Below are 20,197 nucleotides of genomic sequence, written 5' to 3' on the forward strand. Positions count from 1 at the left end.
CCCCGGAATGGAGAGTACGTGAACGGTGCACAGCGATTACCCCTCGATGAATCGGTCCGGCAAGCCCTGGGCGCGGCAACGGAATTCCTCCGGTCGGCGCGCGACGAGAACGGCTGGTGGAACGACTACGAAGTCCGCGGCCCCGGGCAATTCTGGGCCACCGCCTTCGTCGGAGCCTGCCTCGCGGAACTGCCCGACGGACCGGGGCGCGCGGCGGCGGCCGGCTCCTGGCAGTTGCTGCGCCGCTCCCGCGGTCCCTCGGACGGCTGGGGGTACTGCCCGCGCGTACCCGGCGACGCCGACATCACCTCCTGGGTCCTGCGCCTGGCCGAGGCACTCGGCGAGGACACCGGCCCCCGCGCCGACGAGGGCTACCGCTTCGTCGCGGCCCACCTCCAGCCCGACGACGGCATCTCCAGCTACCTGCCCCAGATCGCCCAGCCCTTCCTGGAGCGGGTGGCACCCCGCTGGGACGCCTGGTACGCGAGCCACCCCTGCGTGACCGCGGCGGCAGCCGGACTGCGCCGCCTGCCCATCCGCGAACGGCTGCTGGACCGGCTCCGCCGCATCCAGCGCCCCGACGGGGCCTGGCCCGCCTACTGGTGGCCCGACCGCGAGTACCCCACCGCGCTGGCGGTCGAAGCGCTCACCGCGGACCGTGCGGACCCGCCGGGCCCCTCCGCGCGCCACGGCGCCCGGTGGGCCGCGGCGCGGATCGGCCCGGACGGCGCCGTACGCACCGCCCAGGAACCCGCCGGGTCGGCCTTCGCCACCGCCTTCGCGCTGCGCGCCGCCGTGGCCGCGGCCGCCGAACCGACCGCCGACGCCGCCCGCCGGGCGGTGGCGTACCTCACCGACTCCCAGCGGGCGGACGGAAGTTGGCGGCCCACCGCCTGGTGCCGTGTGCCCGGACCCCTGGAACGGGACCCGGACGCCAGGCAGCACTGGGAGCGCGGGCGGCGCGGCAAGGCCGCGCTCGGCTCGCTGGTCCTGGACGGCAACGCCCTCTACACCACCGCGTCCGTCGTCGCCGCACTGGCCAGAGCCGCGGCCGTGCTCGCGCCGTCGGCGACCGCACGGGCGGACCACGCGCCCCACGCGTGACGACACGGACCGACCACGACAGCACGTACGACGGCACGTACGCCAGGACGTCCTGGGCGTACGAGGCCGCACGCCCAGGACGTACGACAGACGCACGACCGGACGACAAGGGGGTAAGGCCGGTGCGCCCGACACCACACCCGGTCCCGCACGACACCGCCCGCACGCAGCCGGCACTGCTCGGCCCGGGGGACGTCCTCACCCGGCTGCGCGGTCACGCCCGCGGACCGGTCCACATCATCGACCCGTTCAAGGTGCCGCAGGAGGAGGCCGTGGAGAAGGCGAAGGTCCTCGACGACCTGGGCTTCCCGGCCATCATCCTCGCCAGCACCGACTACGAGTCCTTCGAGACCCGTATGAACCCCTACATCGCGGCGATCAAGGAGGTCAGCAGCCTCCCGGTCCTGCTGCACTTCCCGCCCCGCAAGGGCGCCGGGTTCCCACTGGCCCGCGGCGCCGACGCCGTGATGCTGCCCGCGCTGCTCGGCTCCCGCGACGACTACTACGTCTGGAAGAGCTACCTGGAGACCGTCGCCGCGCTGCCCGCCCGTGCGGAGCTCGCGCGCTGGCCCGAACTGCTGCTCACCGTCGCCCTCACCTTCGGCGAGGACCACAAGACGGGAGACCTGCTCGGCACCGTGCCGGTCGCCACCGCCGGCACCGAGCAGATCGACCGGCACATCGCGGTCACCCGCAGCTTCGGCTTCCACATGGTCTACCTGTACTCGCGCTACGCCCGGGTGCCGGCCGAGGTCGTGCGCCACTTCCGGGACCGGCTCGACCCCGGCCAGATCCTCTTCGTCAGCGGCAACGTGCGCCGCCGCGACCACGTCGACGCCTACCTGGAGGCCGGCGCCGACTACGTGGGCTTCGCCGGGGCGCTGGAACACCTGGACTGGCGCTCGACCCTGACCGAGATGGCGGGGGCGGCACGGTGACCGGCGCCCTGCCCGAGACGTACACCGCCGCGATGCTCGCCACCGAGTCGGCCAACCGGGACCACGTGGCCGGCTTCGTCGCCCGCAACGGCGGATCGGCCCGACTCGTGGAGCACACCGCGGCGTTGCGGCTCTACCTGCGCGTGCCGCACTTCCTGACCGAGTGGATCACCGACCCGCCGCTGCGCGCCCGGGTCGCCCGCGCCCTCGCCCTGGACATCGTCGCCATGAAACTCCTCGACGACCTCATGGACGACGACACCGGACTCGACCGCGTCGAACTGGCCTGCCTCTGCCTGCACCTGCACCTGACGGCCCTGCGGGAGATGTGCGCGCTCGCGGAGGACGCCCGGGACGTCACCGACGTCCTGGAACACGACTTCACCACCGTCTGCACCGGTCAGATCCGCGTCAAGAGCCACCGCGCCCGCACCCTCGACGAGTGGCGGGACGGCGCCAGCACCTACGGAGCGGCCTTCCTGGGCTGCTACGGCGCACTGGCCGCCCTCTGCGGCCGGGCCAGAGGGTCCGTGGGGCCCGCACGCCGCTTCGCCGAGGCGTTCGGGACGATCATCACCATCGCCGACGACCTCACCGACTACGACCGGCACGGCGAACGCGCGGGCAACCTCGGCCACTTGGTGCGCACCGGCGCCGTACCCGCCGAGGACGTCGCCGCTCTGCTGCGGCGGCTGCGGGCCGACGCCCTGGACGCGGTGCGGGAGCAGCCGGCCGCCCTCGGTCTGGAGCCGGTGACACAGCTGTACACCGCCGACGTCCTGGACCGGCTGCTCCCCCTGCACGCGGCGCCCTGACCGGCCCCGCGCGCGAGGGCGCACGGCGACGGCCTACCGGGTCCCCTTGCGGTGGGCCGTCACGTCGTCGAAGACGTACAGGTCGACGTCGCTGTCCGCGAAGTCCTCCAGGACGTGGCGTGCCGTGTGCGCGATGGCCCGGCCGGGACCGTTCAGCGAGGTGTTGATCAGGGCCGGCACGCCCGTGGCCGCCTCGAAGTCGGCGAGCAGCCCGTGCAGGCGGTGCCGGCCGGGGCCCAGGGTCTGGATGCGGCAGGTGCCGTTGACGTGCCGGGCCTCGGGCGCGGTGCCCTCGGGCAGCAGGTACTCGAAGAGCATGTACGGCGAGGGGTGGTCGCCCGGGTACAGCTCGGCGAAGCGCTCCTCGCGCATCACCGCCCCCAGCGGCCGGTACCACTCGCGCCGCTTGAGCTCCTCGCTCATCCGCTTGCGCATGCCGGGCACGGCCGGGCTGCCCAGCAGGGAGCGGTGTCCGAGGGCGCGCGGCCCCAGTTCCGCGGCGCCCTCCACGTAGGCCACCACACCGCCGTCGGCCAGCACCCGGACCACCTCGGTCGCCTCGTACGGCCGGGCCGTCAGTCCCGCCTGATCGAGGGCGGCCAGGACGTCGGCCGGGGCCTCGCCGGAGCCGTTGCCGTAGACGTCGATCGGGGCCGGCTGCTGCCCGAGGACGTACGTCAGCGCGTAGACGCCGGCACCCGCGAGATGGCCCGCGTCGCCGCAGGCGGGCGGGATGGCGATGTCCCGGCCGAAGGCCCCGCGCAGCGCCGAGTTGGCGACGATGTTCAGGGCGCAGCCGCCGCCCAGGGCGAGCGGCCCGATCTCCGCGCCGGTACGGGTGGCGTACCGGTCCAGGACCGCGTGCACGGCCTGCGTGAACAACTCCTGGAAGGTGGCCACGACATGGGCCGCAGTCTCGAACTCCGGCGCGAACTCGGGACGTTCGGCGAGCCGGGCCCGCACCTCCTCGGCCAGGCCCAGGTCGTGCATCACCCGGGGGTCGACGGCCTCCAACTGCTCCCGGACGGCGGGATCCGGACAGCCGTAGCCGCCCAGTGCCATCACCTTGCCGGCCACGCTCGGGCTCTTGCCGAACCCCAGCAGGTGGCCGATCGCCGTCCAGCCGAAGCCGTTGCCGTACCAGGGCAGCGGATCCTTGGCGACCCAGGCCAGCGCGGCGCCCTCGACCCGGAACAGGGAACTGCGGGTGAGCTGGCCGCGGCCCTCGTTGACCAGGACCAGGGTGCCGTCCTCGTGGCCGGCGTAGTGCGCGGCCAGCGCGGCGTGCGACACCTCGTGGGTGACGACGACGCACTCCACCCGCCGCCCGAGCAGGTCGCACACCGTGCGGTGGTGCGGCGCGCCCGCCCCGATGCGCCGCATCGCCTCGTCCAGGTCGGGGATCTTCAGCAGCGCGCTGCGCACCGGGGTGCTCACCGCCACCAGGTCGATCCCGTCGGCGTCCACCCCCGGCTGGGACAGCACGTGCCGCAGGGCGATGTCGCTGCGGTGGTCGTGCTTGACGCGGGTGAGCCGTTCGGTCTCGACGGCGAACGCGAGCCGGCCGTCCTCGAAGTAGCCGACGCCGGTGTCGTGACCGGCGGAGTGCAGGGACAGTACCTTCATCGGCGCTCCTGGTCAGCAGGGGAGGGGGTGCGGACCGCCGAGTAAGGGGCCCACTCGATGCGGCGCAGTGGCCGGCCGGCCAGCCCGCGCAGGTACAGCTCGGCGCCCACGCTCGCGAACCAGGCGAAGTACAGCCATTTGATCGCCGCCTTCCGGGCCCCGTGGCGCACGCCCCGGGAGCCGTCGAAGCCGGTCAGCGGCCACAGGCCGGAGAAGAGGACGTGCCGGAAGTAGTAACGGGCCGCGGGCAGCGGCCAGTCGGCGAGGTCGACGAGGTGGTTGAGCAGCAGCCGGCGAATCCTGCGACGGGTCTCGCCCGCGGGACCGGCGACGAAGTAGTGGCATCGGGCGTCCGGCACCAGCCGCAGGTGGGCCAGCGGGTCGGGCAGGCGTGCGTCGAGGAGGCGGAAGCAGACGTACCCGTCGTCGGAGACGTACCGGCCCGGCATGCCGCCGGACACCACGTCCGTGGCCACCAGGATGCAGCAGCCGTGCGGGTAGTTCACCGCGGGCGCCGCGACGGCCTTGGCCCGGGCCAGCAGCCGCGAGGTGGCGTACTGCTTGGTGTGCGGGACCTTCGTGGCGCCCACCGCGCCCCGGCAGCCGGCCGCCAGGAAGTCGCGGACCATCCGGGCCAGGCACCCGTCGGCGGGTGTCACGTCGTCGTCGACCCATGCCACGCCCACGCAGCCGAGGAGTTCGGCCACTTCGATGGCGGCGTTCAGGGTGCGGGGCTTGCCCGGGCCGGGCAGTGACAGACCGCACACCGGCAGCCGCGGCATCCGGGCCCGGGCCCGCGCCACCAGCTCCCGCAGCCGCCGCAGTGCCTCGCGTTCCTCCCCGGCGTCGGCCCACTGCATGCCGAGGAAGAGCGCGACCGGTGTCCCGGGGTGCGCCGCCTCCGTCGCGGCGAGCTGGTCGAGGAGGGCGTCGAGCCGGTCCTCCTGCTCCTGGAGCGTCCCGCGCGAGACACAGGTCGGGGCGACCAGCGCCAGCGCGGGCCGCACACCGGTGCTCAGCACCGCGGCGGCGCCCCGAGCACCCGCCCCGGTCCCGTCCGCGCCCGCCCCGGTCCCGTCCGTCGCGTCCGGCCCGTCCGGGGTGCCGCCTGTTCCCCCGGTCCGCGGCAGGACGTGCCGCACCGGGACGGTCCAGGACGCGGGCGGCCGGTAGCCGCGGGCCATGCTGCGGCGCAGGTGGCGCAGCCACCACGGCTCGTCCCGGCGGGCCCGGGCGCGGGCGGGCAGGGGCTCGTTGAGTCTCGGGGGCGGGCCCGGACGCGGCCGGGTGTCCGGGCGGGCCGCCTCAGAAGTCACGGTCGGTGTTGGAGGTCGAACGGGCGAGGCTGCGCAGGCCGTCCAGCGTGTTGCGCCACTGGCCGGTCGCGGCCATGTGGCTCAGCAACGGCTTGACCATGCCGCGGCGCAGGAAGAACGCCCGGTAGGCGGCCTGGGCCCGGCGCTGGGCGTCCGGGACGAGATAGCCGATCCGGCTGTCGAACTCGCCCCGCACGAACCGGTCCCAGTAGTCGGCGGGGATCCGTCCGGCCTCCACCGACTCGGTGTGCAGCGGTGTCCCGGGCAGCGGGGTCGCCGTGTAGAAGCTCGCGTAGTCCAGCGGTATCCGGCAGGCCAGGTCGACGGTGCGCCGGAACTGCTCCCGGCTCTCGTCGAGCCAGCCCACGATGAAGTAGCCGAAGCCCTTGATGCCGGCCTCGTGCGCCGAGGTGACGGCCTTCTCGATCTTCTCGATGTCGCTCTCCTTGCGCATCCGGCGCAGGATCTCGGGATCGCCGTGCTCGATGCCGAACCGCAGCCGTACGCAGCCCGCCCCGGCCATCGCCTTCAGCAGCGGTTCGGGCACCAGGTCGACCCGGGTGGGCGCCTCCCAGCGCACCTTCAGGCCGCGCTCGCCGATCAGCGCGCAGATCTCGCGGACCCGGCCGCGGTGCAGGGTGAACACGTCGTCGTAGAACATGATCTCCTTCACCCCCCAGCGGTCCTTCAGTTCGGTCATCTCGCCGACGACGTCCTCGGGGCTGCGGTACATCGACTTCTTGTCGACTGCCTGTTTGAAGCAGAAGCTGCATTTGAAGGGGCAGCCGCGGCTGGAGATCATCGTGGCGAACGGCCGGGGCGCCATGATCGAGTAGTAGCGGTCCATGGGCAGGCCGCCGCGCTCGGGCCAGCCGACCTCCTCCAGGTTCACCATGGGCGCCGCGCCGCCGTCGTGGTCGCGGGAGACCAGGCCGCGGATGCCCTCGGGCTTCTCGCCCTGCTCCAGGGCCTCCGCCAGCTCCGGCATGATCGTGATGCCTTCGCCGACACCGACGTAGTCGATGCACTCGTGGTACAGGTTCTCGTGGGCGTAGACCTCGGTGTGCGGGCCGCCGAGGATCACCTTGGCGCCGGTGCTCTTGGCCACCTCGCAGGCCTCGACGGCGCCGGGCAGTCCGGGGGTGGTGGTGCTGACGCCGACCAGGTCCGGTGCGAAGTCGGCGAGCAGGCGGCGCAGCCCCTCGGCGTCCAGGCCCAGGGCGGGGGTGTCGATCTGGATGACGTTGTGGAACCCGGCCGTCTTCAGCGCGGTGTGGATGTAGCCGAGCCCGAGGTGCGGCAGGACCCCGGCGCGCTTCTGGATCTGCGTGATCTGACGGGTGTTCAGGCACAGGTCGTGGTGGCGGACCAGGGCGATGCGCAGGGTGCGCCGGCGCCACCGGGGCAGTCCCGGCCTGGCCGGTGCCGCGGCGGTGGTCGAGCAGCCGCCCGACCCCGTCGCCGGACCGGTGCTGATGACGGGCAGTGTCTTCCGCATGCTGTCCCCTCCTTCGGGGGGTCGTGCCCGACCGGCCGGTGCCAGGGGCCGGTGGGCCGCTCAGGAAGTGCGTCCGGTTGCGAGGGACTCCAGCTGGAGGAGGTACAGGGCGAGGGGCTGCAGGCGGCTGACCCGTCTGGCGGCGCCGGGCCCGCGGCCTGCGGCCAGCAGCCGCGGCAGGACCCGGTCGGTGCCGCGCCACCAGTGCGGTTCGGCGCACGCCGCGTGGGTCAGCAGCCGCACGAGGTACGCCAGCCGGTGCGCGACCAGGAAGGCGCCGTACCGCTGCGGCACGGCGGCGGCGAAGCCGAGGCGGGCGTGGGCCGGGTAGGCGCGGCGCAGCGCCTCGTCGTGCAGCGTGCCGTCCAGGAGGTGGCGGGAGGGCACCGAGGACAGGTGGTCGACCAGCGCGTGGTCGAGGTACGGCGTGTGGACCACGAGCCGGTCGCCGCCCAGCGCGAAGGGGGCCAGGGCGATGGAGCGCCGGGTGCGGTTGTGGAAGAAGAACGAGCCGAGCGGGAGGGCGGCCGGCGCGTGCCGGGCGAGTTCGGTCACGAGCCGGTCGCGGGCGCGCTCCCGGCTCCACAGCCGTGCGGTGCGCGGCCCGAGCAGGTGCTCGACGTGTGCGCCGGTGCGGCCGGCCGCCAGCAGCCGGTCGGCCAGCCGGGGCAGCGCCGCCGGGTCGTAGGGGGTGCGCCGGATGAGGTCGATGCTCGGGTTCTGCGCCAGCTCGCCCCCGCCGAGCCCGTCGTAGGACAGGCCGCCGTGGCGGCGCAGCCACGCCTGCAGCGGCAGCGTCCAGGCGCCGTCGAGGGTGCCCATGCCCTGGGCCGGGTTCGCGGCGAGTTCGGCCCGGAACTGCGAGCGCGGCCGGGGCAGGGTGCGGTGCGCCAGGCCGAGCCGTGCGGCGAGCCGGGCGGCGACCTCGGCGTCGGCGCCCGGGTCGGGCGGGAACTTGGCGCCGCTCACGCACAGCCGGGGAGCGGCGCCCTGGCGGCACAGTTCGAGCAGGATGTGCCGGGAGTCGCGGCCGCCGCTCAGCGGGAGGGCGTAGGGCCGGTGGGGCAGCCGCCGGGCCACGGCGGCGCGGAAGAGGTCGACGAACCCGTCCACGGCCTGCGCCCGGCTCATGGCGGCGGGCCCGGCCGGGGCGGGCGCCGCCGACCGCAGACGCAGGCCCGCGCGCGACCAGGTCAGGGTGGCGGCGGGGGGCAGCGCGCGGACGGCGGCGAAGGGCGTGTCCTCGCCCAGGAAGAAGCCGAGGCGGACGAAGACGGCCAGCGCGTCGTGGTCGAGCGCGGCGCTCTCGCCGGGGACGAGCAGGGCGAGCGGGTCGGGGGAGAGGGCGAGGCGGGCGCCGTCGGCGCGGTAGTAGAGCGGGTGCATGCCGTACCGGTCGTTGCGGGCGCGCAGGCGTTCGCCGTCCCAGCTCCAGGCGGCGAAGACGCCCTCGGGCGGCGGCCCGTCGGCGAGCGGGTCGCCGCGCAGCACGTGCCCGAGCCGCACCTCCTCGTCGCCCTCGGCACGGACGCCGTCGGGGCCCGCGACCAGCCGCAGCCGGGGCCTCACCTGGCCTCCAGAAGGGGCCGGACCGCGGCCCCGATGCGGGCGGTCACCGCGTCCTGGTCGAGCACGGACTCCGCGAAGGAGACGGCGGCCTTCTTGTGCGTCTCGATCGTCGCGGGACGGGTGAGCCAGTCGTCGACGGTGCGCAGCAGTTCCTCCGGGCCGGCGCAGGCCCGGCCCAGACCGTGCTCGTGGATCAGCCCCGGCACCCACCGCTCCATCGGCAGCCCCGACTCCAGCATCAGCACCGGGATGCCGAAGTACGCCGCCTCGAGTGTGGTGTTGGGCCCCGCCTTGGAGAGGAGCAGGCCGTGCGGGGCGCGGGCGGCACGGTCGATGTACTCGAAGTACTGGGCCTGGGTCAGGCGGCTGTGGAAGCGCCAGTGCGCGAGGCGGGCGGCCCCGGCGGCGGCGCGCTGGGCCAGTTCCGGGTCGTCGTACCCGACGAAGACCAGGTCGGTGTCCGGGTGGGTGTCCGCGATGTGCCGCACCAGGTCCAGGTAGACGTCGCCGCCCCGGTTGCAGAACACGATCAGGCGCGGCCGGCCGGGGTCGTCGTCGCCTCCCCAGGGGCCCTGCGCCTCCTCGGCGGGCTGGGCGGACCCGCTGGTCATGAAGGAGCGCAGATCGTGCTGGGCGACCAGCGGGCCGACCACCCGCACCCGCTCGGGATCGCCGCCGCACTCGGCCAGCAGGTGGTCGCGGGCCCAGTCGAAGCCGACGAGGGTCAGGTCCGGGTACGGGCTGCGGTGCAGGGGGAGTTGCAGCAGACCCGGGTTGGTGACGTGGCTGACCACCCGGGTGCGGACCCCGGCCAGCCGTACGGCGGCCACGCACAGCCGTGCCACGAAACCCTTGGTGCCGACCACGACGTCCGGCGCCGTCGTCGTCAGGTGCGCGGCGAGCGGGGCGAGCGCGGCGCGCTGCGCGGGCGTGGGAGCGGCCTCGAAACCGGCCGGGAACCGCTCCTGGAGCCGGCCCATGAGACCCATGTAACGCCTGGTGCGGGTCGCCGCGTCCGGGCTGGTCAGGGAGATGGTGCGGATCTCGGCGCCGGCCTCGCCCAGCCAGGGCAGGATCGGCTCCGCCTCCAGCAGCGTGACCTCCGCCTCGACGGAGGTGCGCAGCGCGCGGGAGAAGCGGGTCGCGGCGAGGTAGTTGCCGAACTCCCCCCAGGTCCGGGGGGACAGCACCTGGATGGTCGGGCGGTCAGGGAGCACGGTGGGTCTCCTCGGGGAGGGCGAGGTGAGCGGGGGAGGAGGAGGTCAGGTCGCGGTACCAGAGCTGGTAGGCCAGCAGGGCCCACAGCTTGCGCGAGGTGTCGTGCCCGCCGCGGAGATGGTCGTCGGTCAGGCGGCGCACGGCCTGCGCGTCGAACAGCCCGTCGCGGCGCAGCGCGGACGGCGCGAGGGTGTCCAGGAGCAGCGGGCGCAGCTCCTCGCGCAACAGGGACGCCAGCGGGGCGCGGAAGCCCAGTTTGGTGCGGTGGACGATGTCCTTCGGCAGCCAGTCCGCCGCCACCTGGCGCAGCAGGTGCTTGCCGGTCAGGCGGCGCAGTTTCAGCGCCGTGGGCAGGGAGTTGACGTACTCGACCAGGTCCAGGTCGAGGAAGGGCGAGCGCACCTCCAGGGCGCCGCGCATGCCGCCGCGGTCGGTCTTGGTGAGGATGACGTCGCGCAGGAAGTGCGCGAAGACGGCGAGCTGGCTGCGCTGCACGCCGGTGAGGCCGTCCTGTCCGTCGAGCAGCCGGGAGATCTCCGCGAACGGGCCGGGCCCGGACAGGGCGGCGGCGCGGGCGTCCGGATGGAGCAGGGCGGTCAGTTCGCCCGGCTGGAAGGGGGCCGTGGAGAGGTAGAAACGGTGCTCGGGCGCCGCCCGCAGGCCCCGGGCCAGCAGCCGCAGCGCCGCGGAGAGGGGCAGGTTGCCCGAACGGGCGGGCAGCGCCCGCACGAGTGCGCGCAGCAGCGACTCCAGCCGGTGCGCCGGCATCAGCCGCAGCAGCGTCTCGATGGCCCGCTCGGCCTGGAAGTACCGGTAGCCCAGGAGCAGTTCGTCGGCGCCGTCCCCGCTGAGCACTCCGCGCACCTGCTGCCGGGCGGCCCGGCAGACGATGCGCGTCGGCAGCAGCGACGGGTCGGCCAGCGGCTCGTCGGCCGCGGCGTACTCGGCCTCCACCACGTCGGCGAGGTCGCGGCCCGTGATGCGGACCGTGTGGTGCTCGGTGCCCAGGTGGCGGGCGACCGCGCGGGCGTGCCTGCTCTCGTCGAAGTCCCGGTCGGCGAAGCCCGCGCTGAAGGTCGGCACCGGCCAGCCCGGGGAGAGCTGCTGGGCCACGGCGGCCACCGCGCTGGAGTCCAGCCCGCCGCTGAGCAGCACGCCCAGGCGCCGTTCGGTGCTGCGGACCCGGCGGGCCACGGCCGCGCGGAACAGCTCCTCGAACCGGGTGGCGGCCTGCCGTACGGGAACCCGTGGCCCGGGATCCAGCCGGGGCCGCCAGAACTCCGTCTCGGTGAGCGCGCCGCCGCTGAACGTCACGTAGTGGCCGGGGCGCACCTTGTGTACGCCGGCCACCGCCGAGCCGGGCGCGCAGAACGCCTGGAGCGTCAGGTAGCGGGCCAGCGCCGCCGGGTCGGGGGTGCGCGGGGTGCCGGGGTGGCGCAGCAGCGCGGTCAGTTCGGAGGCGAAGGCGAGACCGTCCGGGACGCGGGTGTAGTACAGCGGCTTCTTGCCCATCGGGTCGCGGGCCAGCACGGTGGTCGCCGTGCGCGCGTCGTGCAGCGCGAACGCGTACATGCCGCGCAGCCGCTCCAGCACCGCCATGCCGCGGCGCTCGTACAGCTCGACGAGCACCTCGGTGTCGCTGCCGGTGCGCAACCGCACGCCCTCGGCGCGCAGTTCCCGACGCAGCTCGGCGTGGTTGTAGATCTCCCCGTTGAGGACCAGCACGGTCGCCCCGCCGGCGGAACGCAGCGGCTGGCGCGCCCGGTCCGGGTCGACGAAGGTCAGCGCGCAGTGCGCGAAGGTCACGCCCCGGTGGTGGCACCAGCTGGAGCCGTCGGGCCCGCGGTGCGCCACCGCGGCGAGCATCCGCCGGGCGGTGTCCGGGGCCGGCGCCCGGCCGCCGCCCGCGTCGCTGAATCCCACGAAGCCGCACATGCCGGCTACGCCCGGTCGGTGGGCGTCATCCCGATGCGTCCGCCGCCGGTCGTCGGGGCGTGCGGCGACGCCGTCAGCGTCCGCCTGGCCCACTCGACCTGGGTGGCGAGCCCGGCCCGCAGCGGCGTGCGCGCGGTGAACCCGAGCCGCCGCTCGGCCCGGGAGACGTCCGCGGTGGTGCAGCGCACGTCGCCGATGCGCGCGGCCCCGTACCGCACGTCGGGCCGCACGCCGGTCAGCTCGCCGGTGAGGGCGAGGACCTCGTTGACCGAGGAGGCGCTGCCCGTGCCCACGTTCAGGACGGTGCTGCCGCGTCCCGGGGCGCCGGCCGCGAGGGTCAGCGCGCGCACGATGTCGAAGACGTGCACGAAGTCGCGTACCTGCGTGCCGTCGCCGTACACCTCGATGGGCCTGCCCTGCAGGGCCGCGCCGATGACCCGGGAGATGAACATGTCGGGGCGCTGCCCCGGGCCGTACACGGTGAAGAAGCGCAGGGCGCTGACCGTGAGCGCGGCGTCCCGGCGGGCGGCGAAGGCGAGCGCGAGACGTTCCGCGGCCAGTTTGGTGACGCCGTAGGGTGACAGGGGGCGCGGCAGGTCGTCCTCGCTCATCCGTCCCTCCGCGCCGCCGTACACGCTCGACGACGAGGCCATGACCACGCGGGGGACCCCGGCGCGCACGCACGCGTCCATCAGGCGCTGGGTGGCCAGCACGTTGCAGTGCAGATACTCGGGGAACTGCGTCCAGGACGGCCGGACGCCCGGTAACGCGGCCAAGTGGAAGACGACGGAGGCGTCTTCCAGACATTCCGCAAGATCCGAGAAGGCGAGGTCACCGCGGATGGCGTGTAATGATCCCATCGTCGCGGAGGGCTGGATCTCACGCTCCGTCCAGGACGCTTTACGATCAATCCCCACGACGTGTGCGCCGCCGCGCCTGAGGGATTCCACGAGGTGCGATCCGATGAAACCGGCCGCCCCCGTGACCACCACTTTCCCGGTCTGAGCGGGAGCTTTCCCGGTGGACCCGCCGGGATCTTTCCCGGCCGCGCCGTCCTCGTCCCGCGCGTCACCCGACATGAGAATCCCCCTTGCGTCGAACGAACCCGAATGTTCAAGGCGGTGCTCTGTGCTGGTGCCGGCCCCGGGCACCGGACGGCCGGGACCACGGTCCCTCGGACGCACCCGGAAGAAAACAGGGCCAAGGAATTGTGGCCGAAAACAGTCGGCCCACTCCGCTGTCGAACGCGATCAATCGGCCCAGAAGACCCGTGGAGTCTAGCAGCGCGCCGAAACCGCAGCAACGGTCCGCATTTCCCCGGGTCACGCACGATTCCCCCCGAGCGGGCCGGACTTTATCCTGGGGCTTTCCGCCGCCCGGCGAAGGGGGAGGAACGCGTTGACGGCCAGTCCGTTACGGCAGCTGTCCCTGCTGATCCGCTATCTGCGCGGCGAACGGCCGGCCGTCGCACTGCTGGCGGTGCTCGTGCCGCTCGGCATCGCACTCCAGCTCGCCGCCCCCTACCTGCTGCGCCGGTTCGTCGACGACACGCTCTCGCAGCGGCCCTCCGACGCCCTGCTGGGCGTCGCCCTGTGGTACCTGGCCGCCGCCCTCGGCCTGCTCGCGGCGACCATCACCACCGACGCCGTCGCCTCCCGGCTCGCCTGGCGCGGCACCAACCGGCTCAGGGCCGACCTGGTCGACCACAGCCTGCGCCGCTGCGCACGCTTCTACCAGAGCCACCCGCCCGGCGAACTCGTCGACCGCATCGACGGCGACGTCACCCGCCTCGCCGCCGTGATGTCCGCACTGCTCCTCGAAGTCGCCGCGCAGGCCCTGCTGGCCGTCGGCATCCTCGCCGCCCTCTTCCTGCTCGACTGGCGCCTCGCCCTGGTCTTCGCCCCGCTCGCCGCGGGCACCCTCGTCCTGCTGCGGCGCCTGGCCGGCCGCGCCATGCCCTTCGTCGCCGCCCGCCGCCAGTCCTCCGCCGACCTCCTCGGCTTCCTGGAGGAGCGGCTGGCCGCCGCCGAGGACCTGCGCGTCAACGGCGCCCGTGAGGCGACCCTCGCCGCCCTGACGGCGCGCCAGGACGAGCTGTACCGGCGGGCCCGCCGGGCGGCGCGCGTCTCGGTGCGCTGGCCCGCCACCGTACAGGGCCTGTCCACCGCGAGCGTCGTCCTCGCCCTCGCCGTCAGCGTGTGGCTGCACTCCCAGGGCCGCCTCACCACCGGCACGGCCTTCGCCGCCCTCTCCTACGCCATGCTGCTGCGCCGCCCCCTGCTCGCGATCACCACCCGCTTCCAGGACCTGGAGGAAGCGGCGGTCTGCGTACGGCGGCTGCGGGAGCTGCTGCCCGCCCAGGACACCGCGCGCCCCGGCACCGGACGCCGCCTGCCCCCAGGACCGCTCACCGCCGCCCTCGACCGCGTGACCTTCTCCTACGAGCCCGGCGAGCCCGTGCTGCGGGAGGTGTCCTTCCGGCTGGAGCCCGGGGAACGGCTCGGCGTCGTCGGCCGCACCGGAAGCGGCAAGTCCACCGTCCTGCGGCTGCTGTTCGCCCTCCACCACCCCGAGCACGGCACCGCGCGGGTCGGCGGACAGGACGTGCGCGCCCTCGACACCGGGTCGCTGCGCCGCCGGGTCGCCCTGGTCACCCAGGAGGTCCAGGTCTTCCACGCCACCCTCCGGGAGAACCTGACCTTCTACGACCCCGCCGTCGACGACGACCGGCTGTGCGCCGCGCTGGACGAGGCCGGACTCACCGACTGGCGGCACGCCCTGCCCGACGGACTCGACACCGTGCTCGGCGCCGGCGGACGCGGCATGTCCGCCGGGGAGGAACAACTGCTCGCCCTCGCCCGGGTGTTCCTGCGCGACCCCGCACTGGTGCTCATGGACGAGCCCACGGCGCGGCTCGACCCGCACACCGAAGCGCTGCTGCTGCCCGCGCTGGAACGCCTCCTCGCAGGCCGCACGGCCGTCGTCGTCCAGCACCGGCCGCACGCCCTGAGCCACGTCGACCGCATCCTCGTCCTCGACGAGGGCGCGGTCGTCGAGGACGGGCACCGCACCACCCTGGCCGCCGACCCGACCTCCCGCTTCCACGGACTGCTGCACACCGGCCGGGGGACCACGTGAAGACCACTCCACCGGCACCCGGTGCCCAGGACACCGGCGGCGCGGGCCCGGCCGACGGAGCACGGACCACCCTCGGACGGCTGACGACGGCCCTGCGCGGTTCGGCCACGGCCTACTGGACGCTGACCGCCCTGTGGGTGCTGCTGCGGGCCGGGACCCTCGCCGTCGGACTGCTCTTCCAGCGCCTGTTCGACGGCTTCGACCGCGGCGACGGGGTCTGGCTGCTCATCGCCTGGGTCGCCGCGGTCGAGACGGCACGGCTGTGCCTGCAGTTCGGCGTGATGATCAACCGGCTGGAGCCGCGGGTGCAGTACCGCACCACCGCCCGGTTGCGCCACGCGCTGCTGGGCACCGCGCTGCGCCGGCCGGGAACCACGGTGAGCACGCCCGGGGAGACGCTGCGCGCGGTCGGCGAGGACGTCGACGAGACCGGCTTCTTCGTCGCCTGGGCCCCGACCAACCTCGCGCACTGGCTGTTCGTCATCGCCTCCGTCACGCTCATGATGCGCATCGACGCCGTCGTCACCAGCGCGCTGCTGGTCCTGCTCGTCCTGATCACGGCGGTCACGGGCGCCGTCCACGGCCGGTTCCTGCGCTACCGGCGCACCACGCGCACCGCCTCGGCCCGGGTCGCCGGCGCGCTGCGGGAGGCGGTCGGCAACGTCCGCGCCGTCCAGGCCGCGGCCGCCGAGGACCACGTGAGCGCGCACATCGCCCGGCTCGACGACGCGCGCGCCCGGGCCGCCGTGCGTGAGGAACTCTTCTCCGGGGTGCAGCGCACGGTGATCGCCAACGCGGCACCGGTCGGCGTCGGCGTGGTGCTGCTGCTCACCTCCGGGCGGGCCCGCCACGGCGCGTTCAGCGTCGGCGACCTGGCCCTGTTCATGTTCTACCTGCAGATCCTGGCCGAAGCCCTGGCCTCGATCGGCATACTCTCCGTCCGCCTGCAGCGGGTCTCCGTGGCGCTCGCCCGGATCGCCGGGTTCCTCGGCGCCCACCCGCCCGAACCGCCCGACGACGCCGGACCCGACGGCCCGGACGGCCGACCGTGCGACGGCCTCCCGCTGCGGGAGCTGACCGTACGCGGACTGACCGCCCGCTACGCCGGCACCGGACACGGCGTCCACGACGTCGACCTGAGCGTCGTACGCCACGGCGTGACCGTGGTGACCGGCGGTGTCGGCGCGGGCAAGACCACGCTGCTGCGGGCCGTGCTGGGACTCGTGCCGTGCGAGCACGGCAGCGTGCTGTGGAACGGCGAACCGGTGCGCGACCCCTCAGCCTTCCTCGTCGCCCCGCGCTGCGGGTACACCCCGCAGGCGCCCCGGCTGTTCAGCGGCTCGGTCCGCGAGAACGTGCTGATCGGCGCGGACGACGACGCCGCCGTCCTCACCGGTGCCGTGCACACGGCGGTGCTCGGCCCCGACCTGGCCGCCATGCGGGACGGTGCGGACACCGTCGTGGGGCCGCGCGGGCTGCGGCTGTCCGGCGGCCAGCTGCAACGGGTCGCCGTCGCCCGGATGCTGGCCCGGCGCCCCGAGCTCCTGGTCCTCGACGACGTCTCCAGTGCCCTCGACCCCGACACCGAACGCCTGCTGTGGCAACGGCTGCTGGCCCGGCGCGCCACCGTCCTCGCGGTGACGCACCGGCCCGCGCTGCTGCGCGCGGCGGCCCGGGTGGTCGTCCTCAAGGACGGCCGGGTGGACGCGGCCGGAACCCTGGAGGAGGTGCTCGCCGCGTCGCGGGAGATGCGGCGGATCTGGGCGGGGGGCGACAGCGGCACCGACCGGTGAGAGGGCACCCCGGGGGAGATCACCGACCGGTGAGAGGGCACCCCGGGGGAGAGCACCCACCGGTGAGAGGGCACCCCGGGAGAGATCACCGACCGGAGCAAGGACATCCACCGGAAGAGAGCACCGACCGGTGAGAGAAGACCGGCCGGTGTGAGTGCACCCACCGGTGAGGGGTGAGCGACCGCACGCGGCCGGTGGTGCCGTCCGTGAGCCGGGGCCGGGCCTGTGCAGCCTCACGGCAGGCGGGCGACCTCGCGCGGCAGGCTCCCGCGCGGCGCCTTAAGCTCGGACCAGACGGTGTCCAGGGCGGCGGCGAACTCCCGTACGGCGGCGGGTTCGTGCACCGCGGACGGCGCGACCCGCAGGATCTCCTCACCGGCCGGGACACTGGGCGCGTTCACGGCCTGTACGTAGATGCCGTACCCCTCCAGCAGCCGGGCGGACATCCGCTTGCACAGGCGGTCCTCGCCCACCAGCACGGACACGATGTGGGTCCGGTCGGACAGGAACGGGATGCCGCGCTCGCGCAACAGCCCGTGCAGCAGACGGGCGTTGACGGCCAGCCGCTCCCTCTCCTGTTCGGAGCCCCGCAGGTGGCGCACCGCGGCGAGGGCGCCCGCGGCGACCGCGGGAGGCAGCGCGGTGGTGAAGATGAACGAGCGCGCGAAGGCGCGGACCGCGTCCATGAGCACCGTGGGCCCGGCCACGTAACCGCCCGTCATGCCGAACCCCTTGGCGAGCGTGCCCATCACGAGTGTGAAGGAGGAGGCGATGCCCTCCCGCGCGGCGATGCCCGCCCCCTGGGGGCCGTACATGCCGACGGCGTGCACCTCGTCCAGGAAGGTCACCGCGTCGTACCGCCGGGCGAGGTCGGCGATCCGGGCCAGCGGGGCGACGTCCCCGCGCATCGAATGCACCGACTCCGTGACGACGAGTTTCGGCCGACCGGCGTCCACGGAGGCCAGCAGTTCCTCCAGGTGCGCGCAGTCGTTGTGGCGGTAGATGAATTTCTCGGCGCCGCTGTGCCGCAACCCGTCGATGATCGACGCGTGGTTCAACTGGTCGGAGAAGACGGCGCAGTCGTCGATGCGTCCCGCGAGCACCGACAGCGCCCCCTCGTTGGCCGAATAACCGGAGGTGAACAGCACCGCGTCCTCCTTTCCGTGCAGCGCGGCGAGTTCCTCCTCCAGGGCCACGTGGCAGTGGTTCGTGCCGCCTATGTTGCGCGAACCCCCGGAACCCGCGCCGTATTCGTCGACGGCGTCCTTCATCGCGGCGAGAACCTTCGGATGCTGCCCCATACCCAAGTAGTCGTTGCTGCACCAGACGGCGATTTCGCCATGGTGCGTGGTGCCCGCGGCGGGGAATCGGCCGGCGACACGGCCGAGCTGGAGGAACTCCCTTTTCCGTTCGGCCGTTTCCTCGGCGAGACGAGCGAAGAAATCCATGTACTCGGACATGTCGGGGCCCACTCCCTGTCGCTTCCCAACCGGCGCGGGCCATCGTAGGATGCGCTGCGGTGCTTGCACAGTGCGCGTTGCACGCTCTCGAAATCGCTCGAAGCGGAGTGCAGATGACCGAATGTGAAGCCGCCGGCGCCGGTGAAGATTCTTTTTCCCGGGTTCCCCAATTCCCTTGCCGCCCCACCGCGACGGTCAGCTGTCCGCGGAACCCCACCGCGACGGACGGGCGGCGATGACGGGCGGTGCGACCCTGTCGGCGGCCCACGTCCTCGGCGACAGCGCGCGGCTGCGCCCCGGCGCCACCGCCCTGGTGGCCGACGGCGCGCGCGTCCCCTACGGCGCACTGTGGCAGGACGCCCTGCGGTACGCGGCGGCGCTGCACCGGCAGGGCGTCGGTCCCGGCGACCGCCTGGCGCTGCTGCTGTCCAACACCGCCGAGTTCCCGAAGGCCTATTACGGGGCGCTCGCCGCCGGCGCCACCGTGGTCCCGGTGAACGCCCTGCTGAAGACGGCGGAGATCACCTACATCCTGCGGCACTCGGGCGCACGGGCCCTGGTCTGCGAGGGTGCCCTGCTGGCCGAGGGCGAACAGGCGGCGAAGGCGGCCCGGGTCCCGCTGCTCACCGTGGCGGCCCCCGGCCCGGCCCCCGCGGGCCCTTCGGCCCTGGACGTGCTCGCCGCCGGCACGCCGCCGCTGGACGCCGCCGTGCCGCGCGCCCCGGGCGACATCGCGGTCGTCCTCTACACCTCGGGCACCACGGGCCGCCCCAAGGGCGTCATGATCAGCCATTTCAACCTGGTGATGAACATCGACACGACGATGCTCGCACCGTTCGCCATGCGCCCCCAGGACGTGGTGCTCGGCGCCCTGCCGCTCTTCCACACCTTCGGACAGGTCTGCGCCATGGGCACGTGCTTCCGCGCCGGGGCGACCCTCGTGCTGATGCGGCGCTTCAGCGCGGAAGGAGCGCTCGCGCTGATGACCGCCGAGCGGTGCACCGTGCTCATGGGGGTGCCGACGATGTACGTCGCGCTGCTCCAGGCCGTACGCGACAGCCCGGCGCGGCCCCGCCCCGACCGGGCGTACTCCGGCGGCTCGGCCCTGCCCGTCCAGGTCCTGGCGGACTTCGAAGCCGCCTTCGGCTGCCCGGTCTACGAGGGCTACGGCCTGACCGAGGCCTCCCCGTGCGTCGCCTACAACCAGCCGGGCCTGCCCCGGCGGCCCGGCACGGTGGGGCACCCGATCAGGGGCGTCGAGGTGCGGATCGCCCGGCCCGGCACGGCGGACCGCGTCGAGGCGCTGCCGGCGGGGCAGAGGGGCGAGATCGTGGTCCGTGGCCACAACGTCATGGCGGGTTACCTCGACGACCCCGGGGCGACCGGGGCCGCGCTGGTCGACGGCTGGCTGCGCACCGGCGACCTGGGTGTCCTGGACGCGGACGGCCGCCTGACCGTCGTCGACCGTACGAAGGACCTGATCGTGCGCGGCGGTTACAACGTCTACCCGCGGGAGGTGGAGGAGCTGCTCGCCACCCACCCGGCGGTGGCCCAGTGCGCGGTGGTCGGCGTCCCGGACGCCCGCCTGGGCCAGGAGGTGTGCGCCGTGGTGGTGCGGCGCCCGGGGCGCGCCCCGGACGGCCGTCTGGCCGAGGAGATCATCGCCTGGAGCAGGGAGCGCATCGCCGCCTACAAGTACCCGAGGCGCGTCGAGTTCGTCGGCGCGCTCCCGCTGGGCCCCAGCGGCAAGGTCCTCAAACGCCGGCTCACCGCGGACCTCACCGCCC

At 74.2% G+C, this 20,197-nt stretch carries 14 protein-coding genes; 6 read left to right on the plus strand and 8 right to left on the minus strand.

Annotation, left to right across the window (positions count from 1 at the left end; translation table 11 throughout):
* The first annotated feature begins 18 nt into the window (after window positions 1-18).
* Genes ACFC02_RS26350 through ACFC02_RS26360 form a run of 3 tightly spaced genes read left to right on the plus strand, consistent with a single transcriptional unit; the run spans window position 19 to window position 2,857 of the window.
* The gene (locus ACFC02_RS26350) at window positions 19-1,104 is read left to right on the plus strand and encodes a hypothetical protein (RefSeq protein WP_376361980.1); all 1,086 of its coding nucleotides are present in this window, start codon (window positions 19-21) and stop codon (window positions 1,102-1,104) included.
* Window positions 1,101-2,042 (plus strand): geranylgeranylglyceryl/heptaprenylglyceryl phosphate synthase, encoded by a 942-nt coding sequence (locus ACFC02_RS26355; RefSeq protein ID WP_376361983.1) that lies wholly within the window; start codon window positions 1,101-1,103, stop codon window positions 2,040-2,042. Before ACFC02_RS26350 ends, ACFC02_RS26355 begins: the two co-directional genes overlap by 4 nt.
* Window positions 2,039-2,857, plus strand: a complete 819-nt coding sequence (locus ACFC02_RS26360) for a Moenomycin biosynthesis protein MoeN5 (RefSeq protein WP_376361986.1) — start codon at window positions 2,039-2,041, stop codon at window positions 2,855-2,857. The genes ACFC02_RS26355 and ACFC02_RS26360 overlap by 4 nt, the downstream gene beginning before the upstream one ends.
* 33 nt (window positions 2,858-2,890) lie before the next feature.
* On the opposite strand, the gene ACFC02_RS26365 is transcribed toward ACFC02_RS26360, so the two are convergent.
* The 7 genes from ACFC02_RS26365 to ACFC02_RS26395 are packed head-to-tail and all read right to left on the minus strand — an operon-like array spanning window position 2,891 to window position 13,098.
* Window positions 2,891-4,483 (minus strand): carbamoyltransferase C-terminal domain-containing protein, encoded by a 1,593-nt coding sequence (locus tag ACFC02_RS26365; RefSeq protein WP_376361989.1) that lies wholly within the window; start codon window positions 4,481-4,483, stop codon window positions 2,891-2,893.
* Entirely contained in the window at window positions 4,480-5,799 is a 1,320-nt protein-coding gene (locus tag ACFC02_RS26370) for a hypothetical protein (protein ID WP_376361991.1), read from the minus strand. The genes ACFC02_RS26365 and ACFC02_RS26370 overlap by 4 nt, the downstream gene beginning before the upstream one ends.
* Window positions 5,789-7,297, minus strand: a complete 1,509-nt coding sequence (locus tag ACFC02_RS26375) for a B12-binding domain-containing radical SAM protein (protein ID WP_376361994.1) — start codon at window positions 7,295-7,297, stop codon at window positions 5,789-5,791. Before ACFC02_RS26375 ends, ACFC02_RS26370 begins: the two co-directional genes overlap by 11 nt.
* A 60-nt stretch (window positions 7,298-7,357) precedes the next feature.
* The gene (locus ACFC02_RS26380) at window positions 7,358-8,866 is read right to left on the minus strand and encodes an asparagine synthase-related protein (RefSeq protein WP_376361997.1); all 1,509 of its coding nucleotides are present in this window, start codon (window positions 8,864-8,866) and stop codon (window positions 7,358-7,360) included.
* Window positions 8,863-10,083 carry a Moenomycin biosynthesis protein MoeGT1 gene (locus ACFC02_RS26385; protein ID WP_376361999.1) on the minus strand — a complete coding sequence of 407 codons (1,221 nt, stop codon included), beginning with the start codon at window positions 10,081-10,083 and terminating at the stop codon, window positions 8,863-8,865. Before ACFC02_RS26385 ends, ACFC02_RS26380 begins: the two co-directional genes overlap by 4 nt.
* On the minus strand, window positions 10,073-12,007 hold the full coding sequence (asnB, locus tag ACFC02_RS26390; protein ID WP_376362002.1) for an asparagine synthase (glutamine-hydrolyzing): 1,935 nt from the start codon (window positions 12,005-12,007) through the stop codon (window positions 10,073-10,075). The genes ACFC02_RS26385 and asnB overlap by 11 nt, the downstream gene beginning before the upstream one ends.
* A 17-nt stretch (window positions 12,008-12,024) precedes the next feature.
* Entirely contained in the window at window positions 12,025-13,098 is a 1,074-nt protein-coding gene (locus tag ACFC02_RS26395) for an NAD-dependent epimerase/dehydratase family protein (RefSeq protein ID WP_376362004.1), read from the minus strand.
* Window positions 13,099-13,417: 319 nt separating this feature from the next.
* Between ACFC02_RS26395 and ACFC02_RS26400 the strand changes: the two genes are divergently transcribed.
* Together ACFC02_RS26400 and ACFC02_RS26405 are read left to right on the plus strand one after the other, a co-directional pair.
* The gene (locus ACFC02_RS26400; RefSeq protein WP_376362007.1) at window positions 13,418-15,157 is read left to right on the plus strand and encodes an ABC transporter ATP-binding protein; all 1,740 of its coding nucleotides are present in this window, start codon (window positions 13,418-13,420) and stop codon (window positions 15,155-15,157) included.
* Entirely contained in the window at window positions 15,154-16,950 is a 1,797-nt protein-coding gene (locus tag ACFC02_RS26405) for an ABC transporter ATP-binding protein (RefSeq protein WP_376362010.1), read from the plus strand. Before ACFC02_RS26400 ends, ACFC02_RS26405 begins: the two co-directional genes overlap by 4 nt.
* A gap of 233 nt (window positions 16,951-17,183) precedes the next feature.
* Here ACFC02_RS26405 and hemA read toward each other — a convergent pair whose 3' ends face one another.
* Window positions 17,184-18,410, minus strand: coding sequence for a 5-aminolevulinate synthase (hemA, locus tag ACFC02_RS26410; RefSeq protein WP_376362013.1), 1,227 nt, complete (start codon window positions 18,408-18,410; stop codon window positions 17,184-17,186).
* 235 nt (window positions 18,411-18,645) lie between these two features.
* Here hemA and ACFC02_RS26415 point away from each other — a divergent pair.
* A partial coding sequence (locus ACFC02_RS26415; RefSeq protein WP_376362016.1) for a long-chain fatty acid--CoA ligase occupies window positions 18,646-20,197 on the plus strand: 1,552 nt, incomplete at its 3' end.

The organism is Streptomyces sp. NPDC056160 (genome assembly GCF_042268205.1).
In the GTDB taxonomy this organism is placed as follows: Bacteria; Actinomycetota; Actinomycetes; order Streptomycetales; family Streptomycetaceae; genus Streptomyces.

Bases quoted from the DNA above. Each gene is read 5' to 3' on its own strand.
- ACFC02_RS26365 (WP_376361989.1), bottom strand. From the start codon at position 4,483: ATGAAGGTACTGTCCCTGCACTCCGCCGGTCACGACACCGGCGTCGGC.
- hemA (WP_376362013.1), bottom strand. From the start codon at position 18,410: ATGTCCGAGTACATGGATTTCTTCGCTCGTCTCGCCGAGGAAACGGCC.
- ACFC02_RS26395 (WP_376362004.1), bottom strand. From the start codon at position 13,098: ATGTCGGGTGACGCGCGGGACGAGGACGGCGCGGCCGGGAAAGATCCC.
- ACFC02_RS26375 (WP_376361994.1), bottom strand. From the start codon at position 7,297: ATGCGGAAGACACTGCCCGTCATCAGCACCGGTCCGGCGACGGGGTCG.